Source organism: Streptomyces sp. NPDC037389, from assembly GCF_040636475.1.
GTDB classification, from domain to species: domain Bacteria; phylum Actinomycetota; class Actinomycetes; order Streptomycetales; family Streptomycetaceae; genus Streptomyces; species Streptomyces hesseae.
In genome coordinates this window covers 44,205-65,462 of sequence record NZ_JBEZUS010000018.1, presented here as the reverse complement: position 1 = coordinate 65,462, position 21,258 = coordinate 44,205, and the positions used below count along the sequence as shown (strand labels likewise).

The following is a 21,258-nucleotide window of genomic DNA, read 5'->3' as shown; positions in this document are numbered from 1 at the left end:
CATGAGCCGCCACCCCACCGAGCCCCCGGTGCCGACGTCCCCACCGACGCCACAAAGGTCCGCGTACCCGCACCCGCTCGACCCGCTGACCGCCGACGAGATCACCACGGCCCGCCGCGTCCTCACGGAGGCGGGCAAGGTCACCCCCGCCACCCGCTTCCCGCTCGTCCTGCTCGACGAGCCCGACCGCCACACCGCCGCCGCCCACCGGCCCGGCGATCCCGTCGTCCGCAGGCTGCGCGTCACCCTCCTCGACCAGGAGACCGGCGCCGCCGCCGAGGCCCTCGTCGACGTCACCGGCGGCCTGCTGCTCGCCCACCGCGCACTGGACGTCGCCACCGAGGGCCAGCCGCGGGTGATGTCCGAGGAGTACCTCCTCGTCGAGGCGATCGTGAAGGCCGACCCCGGCTGGCGCAAGGCGATGGCCGACCGCGGCGTCGACGACCCGGCGCTCGCCGTCTGCGCCCCGCTCGCCGCCGGCAGCGTGATCATCGACCGGCCGGGCCGCCGGCTGCTGCGCTGCCTGACCTGGATGCGCTGCGAGTACGGCGACAGCCCCTGGGCCCACCCCGTGGGCGGACTGGTCGCCGACGTCGACGTCATCGAGCGGCGCGTCGTCCGGATCACCGACACCGGGCCCGTGCCCGTACCCGCCGAATGCGGCCGCTACGAGCCGGAGTTCACCGGCCCGGCCCGTACCGACCTGCGCCCGCTGGAGATCCGGCAGCCCGAAGGCCCCTCCTTCCACCTCGACGGGCCCCTGCTGACCTGGCAGAACTGGAGCCTCCGCGTCGACTTCAACGCCCGGGAGGGCCTGGTCCTCCACCGGATCACCCACCGTGACGGCGACCGGGAACGGTCCGTGCTCCACCGCGCCTCCCTCGCCGAGATGGCCGTGGCCTACGGCGAGGCGGCGGAGACCCGCAACTGGGTGGCCTTCCTCGACGCGGGGGAGTACTCCCTCGGCCACAACGCCAACCCGCTGCGGCTGGGCTGCGACTGCCTCGGCGAGATCCACTACCTCGACGCCGTCCTCGCCGACGACCACGGCCGTCCGCGGACGCTGCCCAACGCCGTCTGCGTCCACGAGGAGGACCACGGCCTGCTCTGGAAGCACACCGACGTCTTCCACGACAACGCCGTCGAGAGCCGCCGCTCCCGCCGTCTGGTGATCTCGTACATCGCCACCGTCGGCAACTACGACTACGGCTTCTACTGGCACTTCCACCAGGACGGCACGATCGCCTTCGAGGTCAGGTCCACGGGCATCGTGCAGACCTCGGCCGTCCCGCCGGGCGCCGGCTCGCCCCACGGCACCGAGATCGCCCCGGGCCTCCTCGCCCCGTACCACCAGCACCTGTTCTGCGTCCGGCTGGACGTGGCGGTGGACGGCCCCGCCAACACGGTCGAGGAAGTCGACGTCGTCCCGGGGCCCGCCGGCCTCGCGAACCCGGCCGGCAACGCCTTCACCGCCCGGACGACCGTCCTCTCCGACAGTGCGGAGGGTGGGCGCACCGCCGACACGACGGTGGGCAGGCGCTGGCGGATCACCAACCCCGGCTCGTACAACCGCATGGGGCAGCCGGTCGCCTACACCCTCGTCCCCCAGCCGGGGCCGGTGCTCCTCGCCCGGCCGGGCTCACCGCTCGCCGGGCGCGTGGCCTACGGCACCAAGCACCTGTGGGTCACCCGCCATCGCCCCGACCGTCGCTACCCGGCGGGCGACCACCCCAACCAGCACCCCGGCGGGGCGGGTCTGCCGGAGTGGACGACGGGCGGCGAGTCCCTGGAGAACACCGGACTCACCGTCTGGCACACCTTCGGGCCCACCCATCTGCCACGGCTGGAGGAATGGCCCGTGATGCCCGTCGACATCACCGGTTTCAGCCTCAAGCCCACCGGTTTCTTCGACCGGAACCCGGCGCTGGACCTGCCGGAGGAGACGGGCGGCGGCCACCGCCCGGCCTGAGCCCGCGCGTGGGGAGGGCGCGATCAGCCCTCGAGCGACTTCCCCACCCGACGGGAGACCGTGAACTCGTAGAGGTCCAGCACCCCCGGCGGCTCCACGAGCCCCGGCCCGCCGGCCCGTACCCACGCGGCGATGTCCGCCAGCGCCTCGTCGTCGTTGACCAGCCCCAGCCACACGGGCCGTCCCCCGGCCGCCCGGCCCGCCGCCGACGGCTGCACCACGACCACGTTCGCCTGGTCGCACACGTCCAGGCACTCCGACGCCCGCACCTGCCCGGCCCCGTCCAGCGACTCCCGCAGCCGGGCTATCTGCCCGGCGTGATCGACCCCGGGCACCTTCGCCGGGTCGCCGCAGCAGCAGCCGCGGCAGACCGTGATCCGGCAGGGGGCGGCGGAGGCGGGCCGAGCGGCCTTCTTGGTGATCATCGGGCGATGATACGCACGGGCCAGGACAGCGAAAAGCCCCGGTCTTCCGACCGGGGCTTCCCGTGTTCCCGCTGGTGTCCGAGGGGGGACTTGAACTCTCGCCTCGGGCACCAGCCTGCACGGTCTCTGACCTGGGGAAACGCCCGTCGATAGGCTCGAATTCGGCGGGCGCTTCTCCTATTCTTTCCTGCTGTTTCAGTCCCTTTCGGGCCCCTGTTGGTCATGCGTTGGTCACGTGACCAACCACCATCCGGCCTGGTCAGGGACGGTGGTTGTACTCGGCCATCGTGGCCTTTGAGGTAGACGCGTCCTTGAACACCAGTTCCCAAGGGCCCGTGTTCACGTCGAAGTCCTTGCCGAAGCCGACCCACTTCCCGGTCATCTTCCGACCGGTTGGTTCGACCAGTAGCTGAATCGCCCCGTGATAGACGGCCCCGGCGTAGTAGCCGTCCTGGGCGGTCCCCTCCCGCCACGTTCCCGTGACCACGTTGCCGTCCACCGTCAGGTCGAGGGTGAGCGGCGAGTCGGGGTTGGAGGAACCTTCCGGCAGGGACCGCGCGGTGAGTTTGTTGCCGTGCTGGATGATCACGACGAAGTGTTCGCCGGTGAAGTCGGACCCCCGCCCTGACGAGTGGTACTCGTACCGGGACAGCCAGATGCCCGACAGGGTGCCGTGATCGCTGTGCTTGGTCATGGGGACAGCACCTCCTGGGGCTGTGATGGCTCCCACCTTTACCGCCTCTCCTTGCACCGGGCCGTGACCATTGACCACGGCCGCATCCGTCGTCCGGGCGTTCGGCACCGGGACGGCGAACCCTAGAGCCTCGATCGGTAACCCCGTGACACGCTCCAAGGACCTGACGTAGACCGGCCGGGGCATGCCGACCTTTCCGGACTCCCACCGCTGCACGTTGCGCTTGGCACAGTCGTTCGGCTCGCCACGCTCCTTCCCATCCTCGCGTATGGCGAGAGCCAGATCGTCTTGTGACATGCGCAGGCTGATTCTGACGGCGCGAAGAATCGTGTTGGGTTCGGCCACGCCTTCGACAGTAGGGCGCAGGGCGTCAGTTGGTCAGTGCTTTTGACCAATGAATGACGCCGGAATGACGCCTTGACGGTCGCCGCGCGAGCTTGGGGTGCGTCGGTACACCTATGGCACTGACGGGGGCAGCGGCCGAAGGGATGAACCTGCATGAGCACACGTGCCGTGATCACACACGCTGACTGGACCGTCCAGCCCGATCACGAGCCGGACGCTAGATCGCATACCTACACCCAGGAGTGCGACGTGTGCGGCGAGGGCTCCACCCGGAGCACCGACCAGGAGGTCGGGACGCTCTGGATCTTGGAGCACGTCAGGGCCAATCCGTCGCACCACTCCTACATGCAGATCGTCAAGCGCCCGTTCCGCGCGTGGATGAGGTAGCCGTGATCCGACGCGCGATCTTCCGGTGGGCCGGGCCCCTGTGGGCCGCGACGGTGATTGCTTCCGTCGTCCTCGTGGTACCGCTCGCGATCATCAGCAGCCCGTACCACAGATGAGCTCCTGTCACCCCGCTGACATGCTGCTCCGACTCCCCAGCGAGGTGGCAGGCACCAACACCCGTCGGGCTGGCCGAGGACCAGTCACGGGTCAGCAGAGACCAGCAACCGACAAGGAGAACGAAACGATGATCGCAACACTCGTTCGCCCCGCCCCTGAAAAGGCGGCGGCGCGGGCCCGCGAGATCTTGTCGGCCATTGAGGCCGACCCCGAGTTCGAGCGACTGCGGACCGGGTGCGCGAAGTACGACAAGGACTGGCAGTGCTTCACCGGCTACGCCCTGGTGGACGGCTTCGACGTGGAGAAGGACACCGTCCCCCTCTTCCCCGAAGCTCTCCGGGCCATGGCCATCAAGAGCGCCGTCTACGAAATGACGGACGGCGACGAGTACGCGGCCGAGGTACCCGTTCCCGTCCCTGTGGACGAGATGATCCACGCTCTCGCGGCTCAGTTCACGGTACTGAGCCGTGTCCAGGAACGGACGGGGATCAAGTTCGTGCACGCCACCGATCGCGAGGAGATCGGCGGCTGGGACTACGGCGACTACACGCACCAGGTCTACCGGGCCGCGTGGGGGCCGGTGAACGAACGGTTCTGGTTCGGCAAGGACGAAACGGCCAAGCGCCGGTCAGCCGTGATCGCCAAGTACGAGCCCCTGGGCATCAGGGACGGCGGACGCTCGTTCGCTCCCGGCTTTGTCATGGCGAGCTAGCTGATCGCTCCGGCTGGCTAACCAAGTGCGCGGCGCAGCACCTGGACGACATCCACATCGGGGAATGCCCGAGGAATCTGCTGGGTGACCTGCTCAATGATTTGTTCGAGCACTCCGGGTGCCGCGCTGTGCATCACTTCATGCAGGTACAGGTCAAGGTCGGCGATGTTGTCGGGCAACTGGAGCTCGGGGGACCACGCCACACCATCGGTGGCGTACTTGCCGGGCGGCACGCCGACCTTCTCCGGGTGTACGCAGACCGGAACGCCAGCGGCCGTGTATCTGTGACCATCCACTGGGTCGAATGGAAACTCGCGTGAGAGGCGTTCGGCCACATCGAAGCCTCCGAGCGGGAAGCGGCGTGATGGGCAGATGCCGCAAGCGGGGTGTTCGTCGCTGGTGACGAAGGCCTCGACCATGGCAATGAAGCGTAGCCTCCAGGGAAGTTCCCGAGGCTACGCTTCGCTGTTTCTGGAGCTCAGAGCAGAGTGCGGAACGGATTGTGGTCCAGAGGCTCCCTATGCTCGACCAGCCGACCGGCGGTTGCGGCCTTGGGCGGCCGGTAGGCGTCCAGGCGGACGACCGTGGCGCGCTTCATGTCGCGCTCCGGAGTCGCCGGCTGCGGTCTGGAGGCCTCGTTCGGCTGCTCTGCGTGAACAGGACTGTCACTGGGGAGCGTGAAGACAGTGGCAGGTCGCCCGGTCTTCCCCGACCGTTCCACGGTGACGACGATTCCCGGCAGGGCCTTGACCTCAGCGGCGGTCGCTCCCACGAAGGGGAGGATCTGAGAGGACGTCGCCCGGCCGCCGTGCATCTCGATCCGGGCCCGGACCTTCTCCGCAAGGCTGAGCGGCTGGCGCTTCCCCTTCGGGGCATCCGCGCCGCTGGTGATGTCCTCGACTGATTCCATGGCGTAGGTAACCAGGACCGCCGCCGCTTCCAGGTCCGCTGTCGTGATCTGCGACCGCAGGTCGAAGAGCGCGTAGAGGGCGGCGATACGCCGTACCTGTTCGTTGCAGCGGGCGGCGAACGCCTTCAGTCCCTCGGACTCGCGGGCCTTGGTGAGCAGGTCGCGGCGGATGATGTCGGCGGTGTCGTAGGCGTCGTCTGCGAGGGTGACCAGCCCGGCCCGTGTGCCGAACCGGACGGCGCGGGCCATGGCCTCTCCGGCCTCGGGGATCAGGTAGGCGGGCATCTGGTCTCGTTCGCTGAGCCAGCGGACCTGGGTCACGGGGAGAATCAGCAGCCGGTTGTACGAGCCGCCATCGCGCTCGGTCGTGCTCATGCTGGCCCGGAACTCTTCCGGGGTGATGTGCCCCATGACCGAAACCCGGGGTTCGTCGACCTGGACGGGTTCCTTGGCTCTGGAGGTGGCGACTGTCGCGCCGTCCCACAGGTCACGGAGGGTCTGGGAGAGGTTGGCCTGGCGACGCCCGGCGCGCAGGACTCGGGCGTATTCGGTGTCCACGATCAGCGCGTGCCCGTCGCGGTCGGCAACGGCCTGGATGAGCCCGGCGCCGCCGACCACGCCGTTGATGACGTGGTGGGCCATGAAGGTGGCGTTCGCGTCCCTGGCCACGGCCGAGGCGAGGCCCCAGGACTGGCCCTTGCCCTCTCCGGTGCCGCCGCACAGGAGGACATGGAGCATGAGGGGCATGGAGCCGGAGCCACGCTGTACGCGGGTGTCCGGCAGCATCGCGGAGAAGGCGCACAGCAGGCCACCGAGCAGACCGACCGGGGACCACTCCATGTGCGGGGTGAGGGAGGCGACGGCCGCCCGGAGGCGGCCGGTGCACATCGTGCGGAAGTCAGGGGCGCTCACGCCGCGACTGCTTCGGTCTGGTGGGCCAGTTTCCACGCGTGCCGGACGTTCATCGGGATACGCCCCTTGTCCGGCACCGTGAAACCGTTGGCCCTGGCCCACGACCGCACAGCCTTGTTCCGCTCCCGCTCGCTCATCCCCGAGCGGTCGGCCTTGACCGGTTCCGGGAGCGGGTCGCTCCCGACGAACTCACCGGTGCGTACGGCCGCCTTGAAGCGCCCCGGAGCACGCACGTCCATGCACGGTACGTGGGCCTCACGAGCGTCACGAAGCTTCGTGGCGTTGCGCTCCCCGCCCTCCCCGAGGATGAGAAGCACCGTGGATCCGTCAGCCCTGCCCACCACCTCATAGCCGCAGTTACGCAGCGCCTGCCGCGCCTCATCCCACGAGTAGCCGGGTACCTCCCCGGCCAGCATGACCGACGGCACGGGGGCGCTGCCTGCCTGACCCTCATTTGTAATGAGGGTTGCGCTGACCTGCGAACATTCGGTGGTACCGAGAGTCGGCTGCCCAGGCTCGCTGGCCTGTGAACCCTCGTTCGGATCTAGGGTTGCACCTGCTTCAGCCCCCGAGCCCTGTGACGTCTGCACGGCCTCGGGCTCAGGGGTGTGCATCCGATGCACACCCCTGCCCCGGGCACCCTCAGGCTCAACGGTGTAAGCATTGCTTACCCCATTGACCTGCGAACTTTTCATAGTGTGAAAAGTTGCGCCCCCGTCCGGCTCGATGAGGGTGCGGACACTATCCGCACCCTTGGCCTGGCCCTCGCCCTCATCAAGGGCGTCATCGTCGGCTTCAGCAGGAACACCCAAGGCATCGCAGAGATAGCGGCCGAACACCACGTCGTGTTCCATGCACAGATCCCATGTGTGCCGCCCCAGGGCCAAGGTCGACGATGCCTCTACCTCCGAGCCGTCTCGGGCAATGTGAGCGTCACACAGGCGCTTCTCGACGGGCACCAGGACAGTCTTACGCATCGCGCGGATTCCTTTGATTGATTCGACAAGGCGAAGAAGTCAGCAATGGGCCGGAGCGCTGCTCTACGGCCGCCGCATTCATTCATGCGGAACTGATCAACATCCTGCCTCACCGGCGAATTAATTCAACCCGGATCACGCGTGACCTGCACCACAATATGCGAATAGGCGCCTAATCCCCAACCTCCTTCTAGCCTCCTCCGAAAACCATGTTTTCGCAGGTCAGGACACGTGCGTACACCCGGGGGTAATACCTAGAAAGAAAGAGAATGGACCCACCGGGGGTGCCTCTCTCGGACCAGTTTTGCCAATCAAGATATACGCGCCAGGGGGCGAATCGCCTTAGTTGGTGAACCGCCCCCCGCTTGCCCTGTGCGCTATTTACCGAAGAAGGCGTCCAATATGCTGCCGATTGAGTCGGGGTCGGAGACGTACGCTCTCGGGGTTTCTGAGTAACCAGATAGGCGACCCTCGTCGACTTGGCCAATATTCGCGAAGCGCAGGTGGTCAACTTCTTCCCTGTCACGAGGGGTGCGCTTTTCAGGGAAACGGCACCGAAACCACCTGCGCCGCGCGGGGTTGGCTATCTCCTGGCAGACAGCCTGGACGCGGCGGATTGTGCGAACGCACTCCTGATGGGCATCTTGATACTGATCGAGGAGGGTTACTTCCCCCAGAGGACTCCCAAGTTTTACAGAGAGGCGCCGGAACTCTCTGCGCATGATCCACTGAGGAAGCGGGTTGTCGCTTTTGCTGAGGTTGCACTCATCACAGGCTGGAACGAGATTCTTCGAGTTGTCCTCCCCTCCGGCTGCGAGCGGGATCACATGATCCATTACCTGTGACTCCCGGCCGCAGTAGACGCAACAGCGGTTATGGGCAAATAACACCGCCATGTGGACCCATAAGTAGAAGCGTGCCCTTGCCACACCAGACCTCCTGTCTCAAGTGAAGGCACCGTAGCGGCTGCCACTGACAGCAGGTCAGGCCTGGACTTGGCACACGTAGCAGCTCGACGAGTGGTGCCAAAGATCGTCATCCCAAGGCTGTTCGGCGCCTGATAGCTGCCAGCCCACGTGGACACCGAACTCCAGGACGCAACCGCCGCACTGCGGCTCTCCCCACGGGCACTCGACGCCGGGACGATGCACGCCGTCATTGGCCCCTGCCGCCCCGGCCTTGGCTGCTCGGCGGGCGCTCACTGCTCGCCGCCGCTCTGGAAGGTCCACCCGAGCCGCTTCATGCCGTCTGCGGTCAGGCCCAAGGCGGTGGTTAGATGCCGAAACTCCATCTGGTGCGTGGCGTTCGCGGAACCGTCGAGGATCTTGCTGAAGTACGTCAGCATCACGGCGACGGTGGGGATGAACGACTCATCCCACATGGCTGCTTGCGGCGACTCCCACCACTGCTGCCACTGGTCATGCTCAGCCTCACTCCACTCCCGGATGGCGGGGAGATCCGGCACAGGAAGCCCGTGGTTCCAGGGAAGCTCCATCAGTCCCTTGTAGCGGGAATGGGGCGAGTTTGGATTTCGCATCTTCGGCATGGTTCCTCCTATTTCAGATACGAGTAGTCGATGGCCGGCGCGGCGACTCGCCCACCGAGCGTGAACAAATGGGGCCCTGCCATGACGGCAGGGCCCCTACAGTTGGCGTGGTCAGGCAGCCTTGGGCCACTCCACGGTGGCTTTGACGATGCCCTTGGACGGCTTCGACTCATCGAAGGTGTTGTCCGGCAACTTGGTATCCAGCTGCGGAAAGCGGACAATCTTGCCGCCGTACAGGTGGAGGGTGTCGATGTAGTCGGCGCGGTACTTCTCGGACTGGCCCTCGCGGAAGCCCGAGAACTGGCTCGCGTACGTGGCGAACTCGGAGTGTCCGGCCACGATGTCCACGCCCTTGGGCATGGCCGTGGTGGACAGGATCGTGAAGCCAGCGAGCTTGGCCACAACGCCGTTGGCGGTCACGCCGCCTTCGCCGTACGCGGCAGCGTTGGCCACGGCCGGGTGCTCGACGAGGTAGCGCTTCACGCGGGGCGAGACGACCACGTACCGGCCTGCGGGAATGTCGTTGTCGTCCAGCGCCAGCATCATGTCCAGGATGGCGCCGTAAAGCGCCTGGGGGGCGGCCCCCGGCGTCGCCTTGACCGTGGGCAGAGCGGTGGCGCTCTTGGCGATGATGTCGCCCATGAACGTGTCCGCCTCACGAGCAAGAGAGCGGATCATCTGCTGGTTGATCGGGGAATCAAGGCCCTTGGCCGTTAGCTGGACACGCTCCGCGTCCTCCACGAGGACCTGGAGGTACTTGGCCTCGGTGATCGGCAGCTTCTGGTCAACGGTCTCCGGCCGCTGGGCGGTCATGCCGTCCGGGAGCTTGTAGTCCCCCACCGTGGGACGGAGAAGCGAGTTGATGTGGACAACGTCGCCTCGCTTCCGAATCTGGCCCTCGTACTTATTGTTTGAAACGAGAGGGGAAGCCCAGACCAGCAAGGGGTCGAAGGCTACGAGGAGTTCGGCATCCCAAAGTTCCGGGACGAAGGTATGAGAGGCAGAGTTCTGATAGGCAAAGGGCAAATTAGCTCCTGGTTAGCGCTTGCGGACGTCGAGGGAGACCCGCGATTCGGCGGGGAATGAGCCGCCTCGGTGGTATCCGGCACCCATGAGTCGCGGGAACTCGGATGCCGGGGTCGGCTGGTACGGCTCCAGTGCGCGCTTGATGACCTCGGCCGAGGGCCAGCCGTCATCGCCCAGGAGCTTGGAGGGGTCTACGTAGTCGAAGAACGTGTCGGACACCTTGGCCCCGTCCCGGGCGGCCTGAGCCTTGAGTTCAGAGATCGCGAGCTTGGCCGCGTACTCGCGCTCCACCTCGGCCCGGATGGCCTCGGCCGGGTCAGCCGGAATAGGCCCCATGGAATCGGAAATAGTCTGGGAGTCGCTCACAGGCGACACCTCCTCAAGATCTAACAAACAAGGAAGTAGAGGCAGGAAAGGGCCGCTCTCAATGCGGCCCCTGGCCCTCACAAGAGGACAACGTAAGAGAAACACTGCCCCCCTTACCCCCCACTGTGGACGAGTTCAGCAGGCGGTAAGGGGAGGAGTCTTTCTCTACGTCGTCCCTCTCACAGGGAGGTGTCCGCAGAGCCCCATGACGACTTGGGAACTGCCCGGCCGGTAGGCCGTGCCAGAGGCACACCGCCGAGTGTGCATGGCCCCAGAGGATCGCTCCTCCACTAGCTCTGAATTAATGCGACACGGCAGAAGGGGCCGCCGAAGCAGCCCCTTCCTGTCACGTCCTGGCCGTGTTGACCGGCGCCCAGACTTGCCGGTAGCCCGTCAGGTCTTGCTCCCGCCAACCGTCAAAGCAGTAGACCAAGTTCCTGTTCTTGCCTGTCCGGACTCCTCGGTACCTCAGCCGCCGCGTGCGAGCCTGAGCCGCCTTCTTGTGGGCATCGCAATGCTTGGACGGCCTACCCGCCCTGCGAGGCCGCCCAGCGCCAATCAGGGCCTTCTTGCAGCCCTGCCACCGGCACGTCTCAGACGGGGAGCTCCGCCGCTCCAGCGTGAACCCGAAGCCGTACCCCGATGCCAGCACAGCCCCTTCAAGGATCTGCGCCAGGGCATCCGGCGCTTCGGCACTAGAACATCCCCGCATCAGATCCTGCGTGGCGCTGCAAGCCGCCTCCGGGTCGAAGTCCGGAAGTGACGCGACAAGCGGCACCAGCGGCAGCGGCACCATCCCAGCATGGGCCGCAGCGATTCGGTCCAACTCCGATTCCTCCCGTCGCGGCCACGGGCCCGGCCACCTCTCCCTTGCGCCGTCGCCCACTCCCTCCAGGAGGGCATCCGCCTCACGCTCCAAGCGGGCCCGCTTCTTTTCGTCGGACGGCGGAATGGTCTCGTTCACATAGTCGTAGCGCGAAGCGCCCACACAGTCCCCCTCGTGAAACAAGAAAGCCCCCGGTTACCTCGGGGGGCGTTGCCGTCGGTGCTGTTTAGTTCTGCCGGTCGAACCACCTCTCCAGATCCGCCGGACGGCACCGGAGGGACTGGCCTACCTTCCGGAAGGGGATCTCCCGGGACTTCCAGTTCCCGTACACCCAGGACTCGGGGACATTCAGGTAGTTGGCCACGTCGTCAACGGTCATCAGCTTCACGTGCATTGGGCTCCTCTGTTGACCGGTGGGCGACCACTTCGCCCTGCTGCCATCCGGCTTGTTCCCAGCCTTACCCATACCGAACCGATTGCGCCATGTTCGGAGTGGTGGTGATCGTCACACTTTCCGAACTTGCTGCATTGAGTTCGTGTTCTGTTAGTCTCGATCATGTGAACACACCAACACCACACACCCCAGAGTGGCGCCGCGACGGCTCAGAGATCGTCTGGGCGGAGGTCTACGGCCCTTGGCGCGTTGAGGCCCGCTGCCCTGTCGCCGCGCCGTTCAACGGTCCTTCCGAGCTGTCTATCAAGCTCAACGTGGGCGGTGACCTGGAAACCATCGACAGGCTGATGAACGAGGCCGAGGAGACTGACGGCATCCCTGCCAGCCTGCTCCGTCAGATCCCGCTGGCGGAGATCAAGGCTGGGGCACGCGCGGCACTCGCCAAGCAAGAGGACCGCGCAATGAACGAGCCCTACCCCGTCCCCACGCGATGCCGGACGGAGGAGGACTACACGCTGCTCGTCGCAGAGCTGGCACGGATGCGAGCCACTGGCACCACTGCCCCCCAGGGTGAGCTGGCCGGCCGTCTGGGCATTGGCAAGGCCACCATGTCCGAACGCGTCAAACGGTCTAAGGAACTTGGCCTGTGGGACGGGCAGCGGCTCACCGCCAAGGCGCTGGCCATCCTCACCCAGCGATACCAGGACCAGGAAGGCGACTAGCACCTTGGCCAAGCGAGGAAACGGCCTCGGCGGCACCCCCGTGGAAATCCCCCGGAAAGGCCGACCGAACACCTGGGGCGTCCGCACGCCCCTGCACTTCAACAAGGCGACCGGGAAGAAGGAGCGCTACTGGATAGGCCGGGAGTACAGGACCAAGACCGAAGCTGAGAAGGCGCTGCGGCAGTGGCACAGCGATCACGAGGCGGGAAAGATCGCGGCCCGCTCGGACATGAAGCTGGGTGACTGGCTGGACAAGTGGCTGGCGAACCACAGGAAGGAGGGGACGACGATGGCCGGGTACGAGACGAAGATCCGCCTGCACATCAAGCCGCACATAGGCGGCGTGAAGCTGTGCGAGGTCACGGACGACACCCTGGACGACCTGTACCGGCTGCTGGAGACCGCGCCGTGCCCGACCAACAGGGGCAAGCCGCTCGGGGCCAAGAGCGTCCGGCACGTGCACAACATCCTCTCCGGGGCCCTTGGGGCGGCCGTGCCGAAGCTGATACCGACGAACCCGGCCTCCACGGCACACCCGCCCACCCAGCGGCAGATTAAAGCCCAGGAGTCGAGATATCCGACGCTGGACGACGACCAGTCGAGCCGGTTCCTGTCGGCCGTGTGGGAGCCCTGCGGCAACCGGGCCTGTGACGGTGGCCTGACCCATCACTGCCTCCGGGACGCGCCCCTGTGGAGCGTCTACGTCGCCACCGGCGTCCGGCGCAGCGAAGCCCTGGGCATGAAGTGGTCCCTTGTCCGCTGGGACGAGGGTGCCATCGAGCTGGGCTGGGTCGTGGTCGAGGAGGGCAACTCCTACCGGCTGCGGAAGCTGACCAAGGACGGTGACGACAACGCGGTGATCTACGTGGATCAGTCCGTGATGAACGTCCTGAAGTGGCAGAAGCAGCGCCAGGACGCCGAGCGGGAGCGCCTCGGGACCGCGTGGGTCGATCACGACCTGGTGTTCGCCCGGGACGGCTTCAAGCTCTACCGGGGCGAGGCCGGAGGCCCCCAGGACCCGGAGAAGGTCTCCGCCCGCTGGCGGACCCTGCGGACCCGGCTGAAGCTCCCCGAGGAATTCCGCATTCACGACTGGCGGCACAGCAAGGTCACGAACGATCTGGAGGCCGGGGAGAACCCCGTCGAGGTCTCCGCGAACGTCCGGCACCACTCGCCGGGCTACACCATGGCCCGGTACGGGCACTCACGGAAGGACGGAGCGCGGCGCCTGGCCGCCTCCGGAGCGGGCCGGATCGGCCTGCCATCCCTGGTCTGACCAGGAGGTTCGCTGGGCCGTTGGTCACGTGGTTGGTCACGCCACTGCCCAGAAAAGCAAAAAACCCCAGATGAACTGGGGTCTTAGCTGGTGTCCGAGGGGGGACTTGAACCCCCACGCCCGATAAAGGGCACTAGCACCTCAAGCTAGCGCGTCTGCCATTCCGCCACCCGGACCGGGTGTTTGTCTCTGCGGGGTGTTCCCCGCGGCGACATGGAAAACAATACCAAACATTCGAGGCGCTCGATCACCACCGCCCGCGCCCCCGCCCGCACCTCCCCGGGCTTCCCGGCGCGTGATCGTTGCGGGCGTATGTCGGCGGTATTGCGGCCTTGGGCTGGGCGAACGGGAGAGGGAGGATGGCCGTGGACCCAACGCCGGGGCCGCCCGCGTCCTACGGGCGCGGTCCCGGCGGCGAACCACGAGGAGGCAGCGTGAGCGAGTCGAAGCAGGCCGGGACCGGCACCGCCAGGAGCGGCGAGGACGAGGTCGTCGACCTCTGCCGCGACCTGATCCGGATCGACACCAGCAACTACGGCGACCACTCCGGGCCCGGTGAACGGCTCGCCGCCGAGTACGTGGCCGAGAAGCTGGCCGAGGTGGGGCTGGAGCCGCGGATCATCGAGTCGCACAAGGGCCGGGCCTCGACGGTGGCGCGGATCGAGGGCGAGGACCCGTCCCGGCCGGCGCTCCTCATCCACGGCCACACCGACGTCGTGCCCGCCAACGCGGCGGACTGGACCTACGACCCCTTCGCGGGCGAGATCGCGGACGGCTGCCTGTGGGGTCGCGGCGCGGTCGACATGAAGGACATGGACGCGATGACGCTGGCGGTCGTCCGCGACCGGCTGCGGTCGGGCCGCAAGCCGCCCCGCGACATCGTGCTGGCCTTCCTCGCCGACGAGGAGGCGGGCGGCACCTACGGCGCCCGCCACCTGGTCGACAAGCACCCGGAGCTCTTCGACGGTGTGACCGAGGCGATCGGCGAGGTCGGCGGCTTCTCCTTCACGGTCAACGAGAACCTGCGGCTCTATCTGATCGAGACCGCCCAGAAGGGCATGCACTGGATGCGGCTCACCGTGGACGGCACGGCGGGCCACGGCTCCATGACCAACAAGGACAACGCGATCACCGAGCTCTGCGAGGCCGTCGGCCGGCTGGGGCGGCACGAGTTCCCCGTGCGGGTCACCAAGACCGTGCGGTCCTTCCTCGACGAGCTGTCCGACGCCCTGGGCACCCCGCTGGACCCGGAGGACATGGAGGCGACGCTCACCAAGCTCGGCGGCATCGCCAAGATGATCGGCACCACCCTGCGCAACACCGCCGCCCCGACGATGCTCGGCGCCGGGTACAAGGTCAATGTGATCCCCGGCCAGGCCGTCGCCCACGTGGACGGAAGGTTTCTGCCGGGCTACGAGGAGGAGTTCCTCGCGGACCTCGACCGGATCCTCGGACCGCGCGTCAAGCGGGAGGACGTCCACGCGGACAAGGCGCTGGAGACCAGCTTCGACGGCCGGCTCGTCGACGCGATGCAGTCGGCGCTCCGGGCCGAGGACCCCATCGCGCGCGCCGTGCCGTACATGCTCTCCGGCGGCACCGACGCCAAGTCCTTCGACGACCTCGGCATCCGCTGCTTCGGCTTCGCGCCGCTCCAGCTGCCGCCCGAGCTGGACTTCGCCGGAATGTTCCACGGCGTGGACGAGCGGGTGCCCGTCGACGGTCTGAAATTCGGTGTGCGTGTGCTCGACCGCTTCCTGGATCAGTGCTGAGCCCTGTCCTGAACTCGGGCCGGTGTGTCGGTATTCGGCACTTCCGTAGCCGGAAAGAGTGAACGCAGGGAGGCTTACGTAGCCCCATTCCCTCCTCGTCGTTACAGGTGTGCGGTCCGCGGCTGGGACCGCATTGCCAACAAGGAGGAAACAATGCTCAAGAAGGTCGTCGCCGCCGCGGCTGCCACTGGTGGTCTCGTCCTCGCGGGTGCCGGTATGGCCGCCGCCAGCGACGGAGCCCAGGGTGCGGCCGTGCACAGCCCCGGCGTCGTCTCGGGCAACGTCATCCAGGTGCCCGTCGAGGTGCCGGTCAACGTGTGCGGTAACACGATCAATGTCGTCGGGCTGCTCAACCCTGCCACGGGCAACGTCTGCGTCAACAAGTGACGTTCTGTCCGGTCCCGTAAGGGATTGAACCAGGGTGGCTCCGGGGTACGTCGCACGTACTCCGGAGCCGTTGGGCTTTCGACTGGGTCATTCCGGGCGCGATAGGACGATCGTTCCGCGCATTCGGCAATGGCAAAAAGCAGAGGGGCAAGACGAATAATGCGACAGGTCACCAAGAAGGGCCTGCTCTCCGTAGCGGCGGCGAGCGGTGTGCTCGCCGTGACCGGCGGCTACGCGATGGCGGACTCGGGTGCCACCGGCGCTTCGGCGCACTCCCCGGGCGTCGCGTCCGGGAACACCGTCCAGGTTCCGGTCCATGTGCCGGTGAACGCCTGCGGCAACACCGTGAACGTGATCGGGCTGCTCAACCCGGCCACGGGCAACCGGTGTTTCAACGGCGGCGGCGGACACGGCCACAAGGGCCACGGGCACGGCGGCAGCGGCCACGGCGGCGCGCTCGCGCAGGGCGTGAGCGAGGACTCGCCCGGTGTGGCGTCCGGCAACACCGTGCAGGCGCCGGTCAGCGTCCCGGTCAACGCCTGCGGCAACAGCGTCGACGTCGTGGGCATCGGCAACCCGGCCACGGGTAACACCTGTGTCAACGACGGTCACGGCGTTCCCGGCGATTCCGGTCACGACCACAAGCCGCCGCAGGGCGACCACCCGGGCCACCCCGGGCACCCCGGGAAGCCGGGTCACCCCGGTGAGCACAACCCCGGTGGGCACCACAACCCGCCCACCGAGCACAAGCCGGGCCACCAGCCGCCGGCCGGTGAGCACCACAACGGCCCCGGCACCCACCCGCAGACCTCGGGTGAGCACCACACCAAGCCGGCCATGGAGGTGAAGGACGCGCACCGCGCCCCCGCCGTCCTCGCCGAGCACCGTCCGGCCACGGTCGCCCAGCGGGCCGCCGAGCTCGCGCACACCGGCGCGGGCCAGCTCGGCGCGGCCGGCGCGGCCAGCGCGGGCCTGCTGGTCGGCGGCGCGATGCTCTACCGCCGCTCGCGCGGTGCCCAGGGCTGACCCCGCCCCCGGCGGAACCGGAAAAGGAGCGGGCCCCGCGATCGCGGGGCCCGCTCCCTTCGCTTTCCCTCCCCGCCGCGGCCCGTGGTGGCGAGCCCAGGAGCTCGCCGGCCGGCCGTCGGCTCACCGTTCGGCCGTCACCATGTGGCGCGGAGCTGACGGATGATCCTGCGCCGCAGCCGCACCCTGCGGCTGCCGTCCGGATAGAGACGTAGTCGGTCCAACTCCCAGTGTCCGTACTCGGCATGGTCGGTCAGCAAGCGTGTGGCCGCCTTCCGGGAGACCCCCCGGGGCACATACACATCGCAGAATTCGTATTCCGGCATCGCATCTATTGTGCGGGAACGGGTCCGGTGCGGATAGCGTCTGCACTATGTCTGATGCTGCGCAGCCAACCGCTGCCGAGGTACGGGCCGCCGCCGAGGCGGTCAAAGCCGCTCTGGACCGCCACCTCGAGGCCGTCGAACGCCGTTCGGGGGAGGACGACCCGGCCGTCTACGCCGCGTTCAACGAGCTGGCCGCGACAGCCGAGGCCTATGACGAGCTTCTCTACGACGCCTACGACGAGGTCACCCCCTTCGAGATCCCCGGCGACGACACCCTGCCCGCCTACGCCGGGCCGGAGGAGCCCAGCGCGGTGAGCGTGCTGATCCGCAGGGACTACGCGGTGGCCGAGCCCCAGCGGCTGCTCGCCCAGGCACAGCGCGTCGCGGACCTCGATCCGGACGTGGACGCGGACCTGCGCGCGGGGGCGTCCGGCGGAGGCAAGGGCTCCGCCGGGAGCAGTGTGCATACGGCGCTCGGGGTGATCTTCGAGGAGTACGAGGCCGACGAGATCGCCTCCCGCCACAAGGAGTTCGGCCTCGTCGAGGGCGACTCCACGCTGTGGGTGACCGCGGCGGAGGAGCTCCCCGACCCGGGGGAGTGGCTGTCGGCCCCCTTCGACCAGCCGGACCCGCAGACGGTCGTCTGCCGCTTCGACGCCAGTGCCGTCTTCGACGAGGACGGCGACGACGAGGGCGCCGACGACGACGATGACGACGGTGACGGGGACCTCGACGAGGACGACATCGACGGCGACGACGGCGTCGACGACGACCTGGACGTGGAGGACGCGGAGGACGTGGACGTCGGCACCGACGGGGCTCCGGAGAAGGACGCCGGGCGGGCGCCGGGGCGCTGACCCCGGACATCACGCGGGCCCCGGGAGAACCGGGGCCCGCTTCCGGCCGGCCGGCCCGTCGGACGTCCGGTCAGTCGGCCGGTCGCGTCTGCGCCTCCAGCAGCGCCCTGAGCCGGGTGGTCCGCTCCTTCGCCGGCACCTCGGCGACCGCGCGGGGCAGGGCCTGCTCCACGCCGTGCACGACCGACAGATGCCGCTCGCCCCGGCCGAAGGCCGTGTAGACCCAGGACCGGGTGAGCGTCGGAGCGGCGTCACCGGGCAGTACGACGACGGCCGCCGGCCAGCGCGTACCGGCCGCCTGATGGGCCGTCACGGCCCAGCCGTGGCGCACCTCGTCGCCGACGCGCTCGCGCGGTACGACGACGGGGGCGCCCCCGCAGTCCAGCCGCAGCCCCTCGGCGTCCGCCGACACCACCGTGCCGGGAACCATCCGGCCGGGCGCGGGCACATAGGCGACGCGGTCGCCCGGGTCGAAGCCGCCGAAGCGGCCGGGGCCCGGGTTGAGCCGCTCCTTGAGGGCCGCGTTGAGCGCGCGGGTCCCGGCGGGGCCGCCATGGCCCGGGGTGATCACCTGGGCGGCGCCGGGCTCGACGCCGAACGCGCGCGGCACGGACTCGACGACGAGCTGCACCGCGCGGTGCACGGCCTCGGCAGGCTCCCGCACCGGGACGATCACGACCTCCTTGCCCGGGGCGGCCACCTGGCCGAGCTCGCCGACGCCGATGCCGGAGACCAGCTCGCCGATCGGGCCCGGGTCCGGGGTGCGCGAGACGACCGCCGGGCAGGCGCGGGCCGCCAGCACGTCCGCGAAGACGCGGCCCGGCCCGGCCGACCACAGCACGCCCGGGTCGCCGCCGAGCACCAGCCGGGTGCCGTCCGCGAGCGACTCCACGAGCAGCGCGGCGGTCTCCACGTCGAGCTGCGGGGCGTCCAGGACGGCCAGTACGTCGAGCGCCAGCGCGCCGTCCGCGTCCCGTCCCGGGCCCTCCTGGCCCGACAGCAGGCCGGCGACGGTCACGGCGTCGGCCACGCCGAACTCGGTCAGGCGGCGCCTGCCGTCCTCGGTATGGGCGGCGGCCCACGCCCGCAGGCCCAGGCCGGCGGCGGCCGTCACCAGGGCGGCGGGCTCCGCGCGGGCGGCCTCGCCGCCGCTGTGCGTCACGAGGCCGGCGGCCGCGACGGCACGGATCAGCTCGGCGGCCGAGGGGGAGGGGGCGCCCTCCGCCGCGGCGGCCCAGTCGGGCCCCGGCTCGGGGGTGGCGTTGACCAGCCGGGCGAGGCCGTCGGCGAGGCTCTCCTCGGCCATGGCGTACCGGTCGAGCCCGAGCAGCAGCCGCACCGGCTCAGCGGCCTCTTCCTCCTCCTGCTCGCCCTCGCCTTCCGGCCCTTCCCGGAACACCAGCACGGAGCCCTCGGCGAGGACGTCGCGCAGCGCGGCCTCCGGGTCGGGGACGGAGCGCCGGGAGAGCTCGGCGAGCACGGCCGAGGACTCGAGCACGGTGTGCCCGGCAAGGGCGGCGCGCTCCAGGAACCGGCCCACCAGGGCCCGCGCCCGACGCTCGTCGTCCGGCCCGCACGCGTCGCCCAGCAGCGCCCGCGCGAACCCGTCGGCCTGCTCGGGCTGCACCGCAGGGACGGCCAGCAGCCGCCACGGGTCCTCTCGGAGCTCCTCGGCGGCGTTCTCGCCGAGTGCCTCGGCGACCTGACCGGCGAGCGCCTCGGGCGCCCCTCCGGCGGCGAGCACCTCGGTGAGCCCGGCGCTGGGCGTGATTCGCGCGGCCCGCACGGGCCCGGCGCCGGCGCCGGGCCCGGCCACGGCGGGCCCGGCGGCGGCCGGAGCGGGCGCGGGGCGCCGCGCGGCGGGCTTCGCCTTCGGCTCGTTGAAGAACGACGCCGCGTCCCGCTCCCCGCTCTCCACGGCACGCACAGCCGCGGCCAGCGCCTCGGCGACAGCGGACCGCGCCCCGTTCCCTGCGGGAGCGCCACCGTCACGCGGGGCATCCGTCGGGCCCTCGCCTGTGTCGGCCCCGGCCGGGCCGGGCGTGCCCGCCTCCCCGGCGGGCCCGGCATCCGGTGCCGCCTCCGGCGCCCCGTGCCCCCCGTCAGGGGACCCGGCGACGTCCTCCGGGGCGGCCGACGCGGCGTCCGCCACCGTGCCCTCTCCGTTCGCGCGCTCCCCGCCAGGGGGCTCCGGCTCGGCCTCGCCGGCGGGGCGATCGGTACTCACAGCGTGCTCCAGTCGTGGTCCGGGTAGCGGTGCACGGGCGCCGACACGTCGTCGAGCGCTCGGCAGATCTCGTCCGGAAGCGTAAGGGTCTCCACTGACAACGCCGCCTTGAGCTGTTGCGCCGTGCGCGCGCCGAGGAGCGGGGCGACGACGCCGGGGCGGTCGCGGACCCACGCCAGGGCCACCTGGAGGGGCGTCGTGGCGAGCCCGTCCGCCGCCGTGCGCACCGCCTCGACCACCCGCTGCGCCGCGTCGTCCAGGTACGGGGCGACGAAGGCGGCGAGGTACTCGGAGGCGCCGCGCGAGTCGGCGGGGGTCGCGTGGCGGTACTTGGCCGTCAGCACGCCCCGGCCGAGCGGCGAGGACGGCAGGATGCCGACGCCCAGGTCGAGCGCGGCGGGCAGCACCTCCCGTTCGATGCCGCGCTGGAGCAGCGAGTACTCCATCTGCGCGCACGCCAGCCGCGTCCGTGCCCCCGGCGCCGCGAGCTGCCAGGTCGCGGCCCTGGCGAGCTGCCAGCCGCTGAAGCCCACGACGCCCGCGTAGCGGGCCCGTCCGCTGCTGACGGCGAGGTCGACGGCCTGAAGCGTCTCCTCGATGGGAGTCGTGGTGTCGAAGGCGTGGATCTGCCAAATGTCGACGTGGTCCGTGCCGAGCCGGTCCAGCGAGGCGTCGAGCGCGGCGAGGAGGTGGCCGCGCGAGCAGTCGACGCGGCGCGCCGGGTCGAGGACGCTGCCCGCCTTGGTCGCGATGACCAGGTCCCGGCGCGGCACGAGGTCGTCCAGGAGCCGCCCGAGCAGATACTCCGCGCCACCGTCCGCGTAGACGTCGGCGGTGTCGACGAGCGTGCCGCCCGCGCCCCAGAAGTTCTTGAGCTGCTCGGCCGCGTCGTGCTCCCCCGTGTCCCGGCCCCAGGTGAGGGTGCCCAGCCCGAGCCGGGACACCCGTAGGCCCGTACGGCCGAGATGCCTTTGTTCCATGAGCGCTGAGAGTACTGGCCGTGCCCCGCCCCGACGGCATCCCGCCACGGCCCCCGCCCGGCCGACCGGTGACGCGGCACGG

At 69.3% G+C, this 21,258-nt stretch carries 21 protein-coding genes and 1 tRNA gene; 8 read left to right on the top strand and 14 right to left on the bottom strand.

Going from position 1 to position 21,258, the window contains the following annotated elements; genetic code table 11:
* The first annotated feature begins 1 nt into the window (after position 1).
* Positions 2–1,969, top strand: a complete 1,968-nt coding sequence (locus tag AB0E98_RS29905; RefSeq protein ID WP_361708624.1) for a primary-amine oxidase — start codon at positions 2–4, stop codon at positions 1,967–1,969.
* A gap of 23 nt (positions 1,970–1,992) precedes the next feature.
* Here AB0E98_RS29905 and AB0E98_RS29900 read toward each other — a convergent pair whose 3' ends face one another.
* A complete protein-coding gene (locus tag AB0E98_RS29900; protein ID WP_361708622.1) occupies positions 1,993–2,394 on the bottom strand; it encodes a (2Fe-2S) ferredoxin domain-containing protein in 402 nt (133 codons plus the stop codon).
* Between the two features lie 259 nt (positions 2,395–2,653).
* Complete coding sequence (locus AB0E98_RS29895) at positions 2,654–3,385, bottom strand: XRE family transcriptional regulator (RefSeq protein WP_361708740.1); 732 nt, start codon at positions 3,383–3,385, stop codon at positions 2,654–2,656.
* Positions 3,386–4,064: 679 nt separating this feature from the next.
* Here AB0E98_RS29895 and AB0E98_RS29890 point away from each other — a divergent pair.
* A complete protein-coding gene (locus tag AB0E98_RS29890; RefSeq protein ID WP_361708620.1) occupies positions 4,065–4,649 on the top strand; it encodes a hypothetical protein in 585 nt (194 codons plus the stop codon).
* Between the two features lie 17 nt (positions 4,650–4,666).
* Here AB0E98_RS29890 and AB0E98_RS29885 read toward each other — a convergent pair whose 3' ends face one another.
* From AB0E98_RS29885 to AB0E98_RS29850, 8 genes are all read right to left on the bottom strand, one after another.
* Positions 4,667–5,068, bottom strand: a complete 402-nt coding sequence (locus tag AB0E98_RS29885) for a hypothetical protein (RefSeq protein WP_361708617.1) — start codon at positions 5,066–5,068, stop codon at positions 4,667–4,669.
* 59 nt (positions 5,069–5,127) lie between these two features.
* On the bottom strand, positions 5,128–6,471 hold the full coding sequence (locus AB0E98_RS29880; RefSeq protein ID WP_361708614.1) for a DUF3987 domain-containing protein: 1,344 nt from the start codon (positions 6,469–6,471) through the stop codon (positions 5,128–5,130).
* Positions 6,468–7,448: a histone-like nucleoid-structuring protein Lsr2 gene (locus tag AB0E98_RS29875; RefSeq protein WP_361708612.1), complete on the bottom strand. Its 981-nt coding sequence runs from the start codon at positions 7,446–7,448 to the stop codon at positions 6,468–6,470. The genes AB0E98_RS29880 and AB0E98_RS29875 overlap by 4 nt, the downstream gene beginning before the upstream one ends.
* 377 nt (positions 7,449–7,825) lie before the next feature.
* Positions 7,826–8,284 carry an HNH endonuclease signature motif containing protein gene (locus AB0E98_RS29870; RefSeq protein ID WP_361708609.1) on the bottom strand — a complete coding sequence of 153 codons (459 nt, stop codon included), beginning with the start codon at positions 8,282–8,284 and terminating at the stop codon, positions 7,826–7,828.
* 362 nt (positions 8,285–8,646) lie between these two features.
* On the bottom strand, positions 8,647–8,994 hold the full coding sequence (locus tag AB0E98_RS29865; RefSeq protein ID WP_361708607.1) for a hypothetical protein: 348 nt from the start codon (positions 8,992–8,994) through the stop codon (positions 8,647–8,649).
* 111 nt (positions 8,995–9,105) lie between these two features.
* Positions 9,106–9,834 carry a hypothetical protein gene (locus AB0E98_RS29860; protein WP_361708604.1) on the bottom strand — a complete coding sequence of 243 codons (729 nt, stop codon included), beginning with the start codon at positions 9,832–9,834 and terminating at the stop codon, positions 9,106–9,108.
* Positions 9,835–10,032: 198 nt separating this feature from the next.
* A complete protein-coding gene (locus tag AB0E98_RS29855; RefSeq protein ID WP_361708602.1) occupies positions 10,033–10,386 on the bottom strand; it encodes a hypothetical protein in 354 nt (117 codons plus the stop codon).
* A gap of 1,052 nt (positions 10,387–11,438) precedes the next feature.
* Entirely contained in the window at positions 11,439–11,606 is a 168-nt protein-coding gene (locus AB0E98_RS29850) for a helix-turn-helix domain-containing protein (protein WP_361708600.1), read from the bottom strand.
* A gap of 89 nt (positions 11,607–11,695) precedes the next feature.
* Here AB0E98_RS29850 and AB0E98_RS29845 point away from each other — a divergent pair, with 89 nt between their 5' ends.
* Positions 11,696–12,328 (top strand): hypothetical protein, encoded by a 633-nt coding sequence (locus AB0E98_RS29845; RefSeq protein WP_361708597.1) that lies wholly within the window; start codon positions 11,696–11,698, stop codon positions 12,326–12,328.
* Positions 12,329–12,332: 4 nt separating this feature from the next.
* Complete coding sequence (locus AB0E98_RS29840) at positions 12,333–13,604, top strand: tyrosine-type recombinase/integrase (RefSeq protein ID WP_361708595.1); 1,272 nt, start codon at positions 12,333–12,335, stop codon at positions 13,602–13,604.
* Between the two features lie 88 nt (positions 13,605–13,692).
* Here AB0E98_RS29840 and AB0E98_RS29835 read toward each other — a convergent pair.
* Positions 13,693–13,780 (bottom strand) — tRNA-Leu (locus tag AB0E98_RS29835).
* 258 nt (positions 13,781–14,038) lie between these two features.
* On the opposite strand from AB0E98_RS29835, the gene AB0E98_RS29830 reads away from it, so the two are divergent.
* From AB0E98_RS29830 to AB0E98_RS29820, 3 genes are all read left to right on the top strand, one after another.
* Positions 14,039–15,373: a M20/M25/M40 family metallo-hydrolase gene (locus tag AB0E98_RS29830; protein WP_361708593.1), complete on the top strand. Its 1,335-nt coding sequence runs from the start codon at positions 14,039–14,041 to the stop codon at positions 15,371–15,373.
* A 153-nt stretch (positions 15,374–15,526) separates the two neighbouring features.
* Positions 15,527–15,760 (top strand): chaplin ChpH, encoded by a 234-nt coding sequence (gene chpH / locus AB0E98_RS29825; RefSeq protein ID WP_361708591.1) that lies wholly within the window; start codon positions 15,527–15,529, stop codon positions 15,758–15,760.
* 159 nt (positions 15,761–15,919) lie between these two features.
* Positions 15,920–16,786 carry a chaplin family protein gene (locus tag AB0E98_RS29820; RefSeq protein WP_361708588.1) on the top strand — a complete coding sequence of 289 codons (867 nt, stop codon included), beginning with the start codon at positions 15,920–15,922 and terminating at the stop codon, positions 16,784–16,786.
* Positions 16,787–16,923: 137 nt separating this feature from the next.
* Here AB0E98_RS29820 and AB0E98_RS29815 read toward each other — a convergent pair whose 3' ends face one another.
* Entirely contained in the window at positions 16,924–17,112 is a 189-nt protein-coding gene (locus tag AB0E98_RS29815; protein ID WP_311612600.1) for a DUF5703 family protein, read from the bottom strand.
* A gap of 47 nt (positions 17,113–17,159) precedes the next feature.
* Here AB0E98_RS29815 and AB0E98_RS29810 point away from each other — a divergent pair, with 47 nt between their 5' ends.
* A complete protein-coding gene (locus AB0E98_RS29810) occupies positions 17,160–17,969 on the top strand; it encodes a hypothetical protein (protein ID WP_361708586.1) in 810 nt (269 codons plus the stop codon).
* Between the two features lie 70 nt (positions 17,970–18,039).
* Here AB0E98_RS29810 and AB0E98_RS29805 read toward each other — a convergent pair whose 3' ends face one another.
* Positions 18,040–20,196: a helix-hairpin-helix domain-containing protein gene (locus AB0E98_RS29805; protein WP_361708583.1), complete on the bottom strand. Its 2,157-nt coding sequence runs from the start codon at positions 20,194–20,196 to the stop codon at positions 18,040–18,042.
* The gene (locus AB0E98_RS29800) at positions 20,193–21,176 is read right to left on the bottom strand and encodes an aldo/keto reductase (RefSeq protein WP_361708582.1); all 984 of its coding nucleotides are present in this window, start codon (positions 21,174–21,176) and stop codon (positions 20,193–20,195) included. Before AB0E98_RS29800 ends, AB0E98_RS29805 begins: the two co-directional genes overlap by 4 nt.
* Positions 21,177–21,258: the final 82 nt, after the last annotated feature.